The sequence below is a fragment of the Serratia sp. (in: enterobacteria) genome, assembly GCF_046715635.1.
Taxonomy (GTDB): Bacteria; Pseudomonadota; Gammaproteobacteria; order Enterobacterales; family Enterobacteriaceae; genus Chania.
Window position 1 is genome coordinate 1 of record NZ_JBKJYW010000394.1, and the last position, 3,004, is coordinate 3,004.

The window sequence follows — 3,004 nt, forward strand, 5'->3', positions numbered from 1 at the left end:
GGCACCGCGCTGGCATCTACGCTGGTCCCGGAGGTGTAGAGTTGCGGGTTAAAGTTTTCTGGTGAACCTTCTGAACAATAGACTAACGTTTTTGCTGCTACCCCAGAGCTTATTGAGAGCGCTGCTATGGCTAGCGCAAGCTTTGTAATTTTAATTATCATCACTATCTTCCTGTTGGTGAGCCTACCACTGAAAAATAAAGCTTGTACTGAAGCGCTTAATAAATAACATTAAATTTACATTGTCAGCAAACAACATCGAACGATAACAATGAGGTCAACGCTAGCCTCGGTAAAGGCGGTAGTTGGCAAAGATAAACTCTAACGAAAGGGTGAATTCTGAAAGATTGCTCTGGTGATCCTAGCTATGGAAGCCTTGCAAACGGGATGCGTTCATATACAACATAATGTCTTCACCGCTCGCCACACAGTTAACCCAACGTTTCTTCCGCTACCTGGCCGTCACCAGCCAGAGCAACCCAGCGGTAAGTACGTTACCCAGCACTCCTGGCCAGTTCGCTATGGCAGAAATGCTGGCTGAGGAACTACGCCAACTTGGCCTGGATAATGTGGTGATTGACGAACATGCGACCGTCACCGCAGTGAAAAAAGGCAACGTACCCGGCGCGCCACGTGTCGGGTTCATCACCCATATCGATACCGTTGATGTCGGTTTATCGCCGGACATCCATCCACAAATCTTGCGCTTTACCGGTGAGGATTTGTGCCTGAACGCGCAGCAAGATATCTGGCTACGTACTGCTGAACACCCGGAAATCAAAGCCTATCCGGGCGAAGAGATTATCTTCAGCGATGGCACCAGCGTGTTGGGGGCGGATAACAAAGCGGCTGTTACTGTGGTGATGACCGTACTGGAAAACCTTACCGCCGAGCACCAACACGGCGATATCGTAGTGGCATTTGTACCGGACGAAGAGATTGGCCTGTGTGGTGCCAAAGCGCTGGATCTGGCGCGTTTCAACGTTGACTTTGCCTGGACCATCGACTGCTGTGAATTGGGCGAAGTGGTGTATGAAAACTTCAACGCCGCCAGCGCCGAACTGCGCTTTACCGGCGTGACCAGCCACCCGATGTCTTCCAAAGGCGTGCTGGTGAATCCGCTGTTGATGGCGATGGATTACATCGGCCACTTCGATCGCCAGCAGACTCCTGAGCATACTGAAGGACGTGAAGGCTATATCTGGTTTAACGGCATGCAGGCATCACAAAGCGAAGCACTGCTGAAAGCCAATATCCGTGATTTCGATTTGGCGAACTTTGAGCGCCGCAAACAACAGATTGGTGAAGTGGCGCAGAAGATTGCGGCGCAGTATCCCACCGCTCGCGTGGAGTATCACATCAGCGATACCTACAGCAATATCAGCAATGCCATCACCGATGACCGTCGGGCTATTGATTTGATTTTTGCCGCACTGGCCGAGTTGAATATTGAGCCTAAAGTCATCCCGATGCGTGGGGGCACAGATGGTGCTGCGTTGTCCGCTAAGGGGTTATTAACCCCCAACTTCTTTACCGGCGCGCACAACTTCCATTCGCGGTTCGAGTTTTTACCCCTTAAGTCGTTCGAGGCTTCCTACAACGTGGCGTTAACGCTGTGTAAGCTGGCGGCTAAATAAGGGCGGATATCGCTTCAACGTTATCGCGACCAGGCTTGTTCAAGCCTGGTTAGCGAAAGTTCTATTTGTTTGGCTGACGCCAATAAACAAGAATGCCACTACGGTTTAGCAGTTAAAAATCCAGACAGCCGCTATTTTTTCACTATGCCTGAAATATCATTGGTATTGATCAGATGATAATCGCCGTTCATGCCGGTATAGCTGGTCATGCCGCTATTGCGGTCAGTATCCGGTTCGCCGTGGGCCTGTAGGATATCGCCAGATTTGGTGGTGATAATGTAGTCACTGGTGCAACCTACCAGCGCCAATGTCAGGAAAATCAGAGGCATAAAAGTCAGTTTTTTCATCGTTCAACAGGCTCTTTTTTCAATTTAACTGCCTCATATTACAAACAAAGTGGCCCGAGACGCAAAGGCTACCTTATGACACTTCAACGCGTTTGGGTTGCAAAGATATCCGTCTGCAAATGGGTGTAGTCCACCTTCTTGAGCTTAAAGTTGGTGATAGAGACGGGCCCGGCTTCCTGCTCGGAGATAAATGAGTATTTCGGCGTCAGTTCTTTAGTTTTGATCCCGGTCCACGAGGCGAAAAAGGTCAGAAAATCATTGGCTGAACGGCGTGCTTTAATCAGACGGTGTTCGGTGTCATCGCTGGAAAGCACCATAAACGGCACCTGAAAGTTTTGCTGGAACTGGTCATCGTGCGCCAGATATTGCACGTCGGTGCCGCGTTCTTTAAAGGCCAGACCGTGATCGGAGAAGTAGACCATAGAGAAACTTTCCCCAGTGTCGCGTAACTGCTGATAGAGCTGTTTTAGCAGGCTGTCAGTTTGTGTCATGGTGTAAAGATAGCAGGAGGTTTCTTTGGATTGCACAAAGTCCACGTATTTGCCCAGAGTCCGGTCACAGGCTTGCGGATGTGAACCCATCAGGTGCAATACAATCAACTGCGGGGCCGTAGTGCGTCGGGCGGCAAAAACCTGGGCGGTCATCTTGAGCAGCGTTTCATCATGGGTGTTTTTATCCGCTTCAAAATCACCGTTTTTCAGGAACTGCACTTCATCGGCACGTTTGGCAATGCTGGCGATAGCGGTATCATATTCACCAATTTGGCCTTGGTTTGAGAACCACCAGGTCTGAAAGCCTGCCCGATTGGCCAGCGTAACGAAGTTATCCTGATATTGCGGTTTACCGTTAATGACTCGGGTTAACGTCATACCGAGTGACTTCTGTGTTGAGCCGCTGGCAGCAACATAATCCATGAACAGATTGCCGTTTACCTGGCTGGCAAAGGGAGTATTGTCCCAGTGTCCACCAAACGCACCTAACGCATCTCGCCGCGCACTTTCACCGATAACTACCATGTAGA

Annotated in this window: 3 protein-coding genes and 1 pseudogene; 1 reads left to right on the forward strand and 3 read right to left on the reverse strand. The window is 50.0% G+C overall.

Annotated features, from left to right (window positions below):
- Positions 1-161 (reverse strand): annotated as a pseudogene (locus ACLQ7H_RS20410) (ABC transporter substrate-binding protein); the annotation flags it as partial.
- 245 nt (positions 162-406) lie between these two features.
- Between ACLQ7H_RS20410 and pepT the strand changes: the two are divergent.
- Positions 407-1,636 (forward strand): peptidase T, encoded by a 1,230-nt coding sequence (gene pepT, locus ACLQ7H_RS20415; RefSeq protein ID WP_411754242.1) that lies wholly within the window; start codon positions 407-409, stop codon positions 1,634-1,636.
- Positions 1,637-1,767: 131 nt separating this feature from the next.
- Here pepT and ACLQ7H_RS20420 read toward each other — a convergent pair whose 3' ends face one another.
- Complete coding sequence (locus ACLQ7H_RS20420; protein ID WP_411754243.1) at positions 1,768-1,983, reverse strand: YgdI/YgdR family lipoprotein; 216 nt, start codon at positions 1,981-1,983, stop codon at positions 1,768-1,770.
- 83 nt (positions 1,984-2,066) lie between these two features.
- Positions 2,067-3,004 (reverse strand): phosphoethanolamine transferase (locus tag ACLQ7H_RS20425; RefSeq protein ID WP_411754244.1); only part of this gene is annotated, 938 nt, incomplete at its 5' end.

What these genes read in the sequence shown, in the direction of transcription:
- pepT (WP_411754242.1), top strand. Translation starts at nt 407, where the DNA reads ATGTCTTCACCGCTCGCCACACAGTTAACCCAACGTTTCTTCCGCTAC.
- ACLQ7H_RS20420 (WP_411754243.1), bottom strand. Translation starts at nt 1,983, where the DNA reads ATGAAAAAACTGACTTTTATGCCTCTGATTTTCCTGACATTGGCGCTG.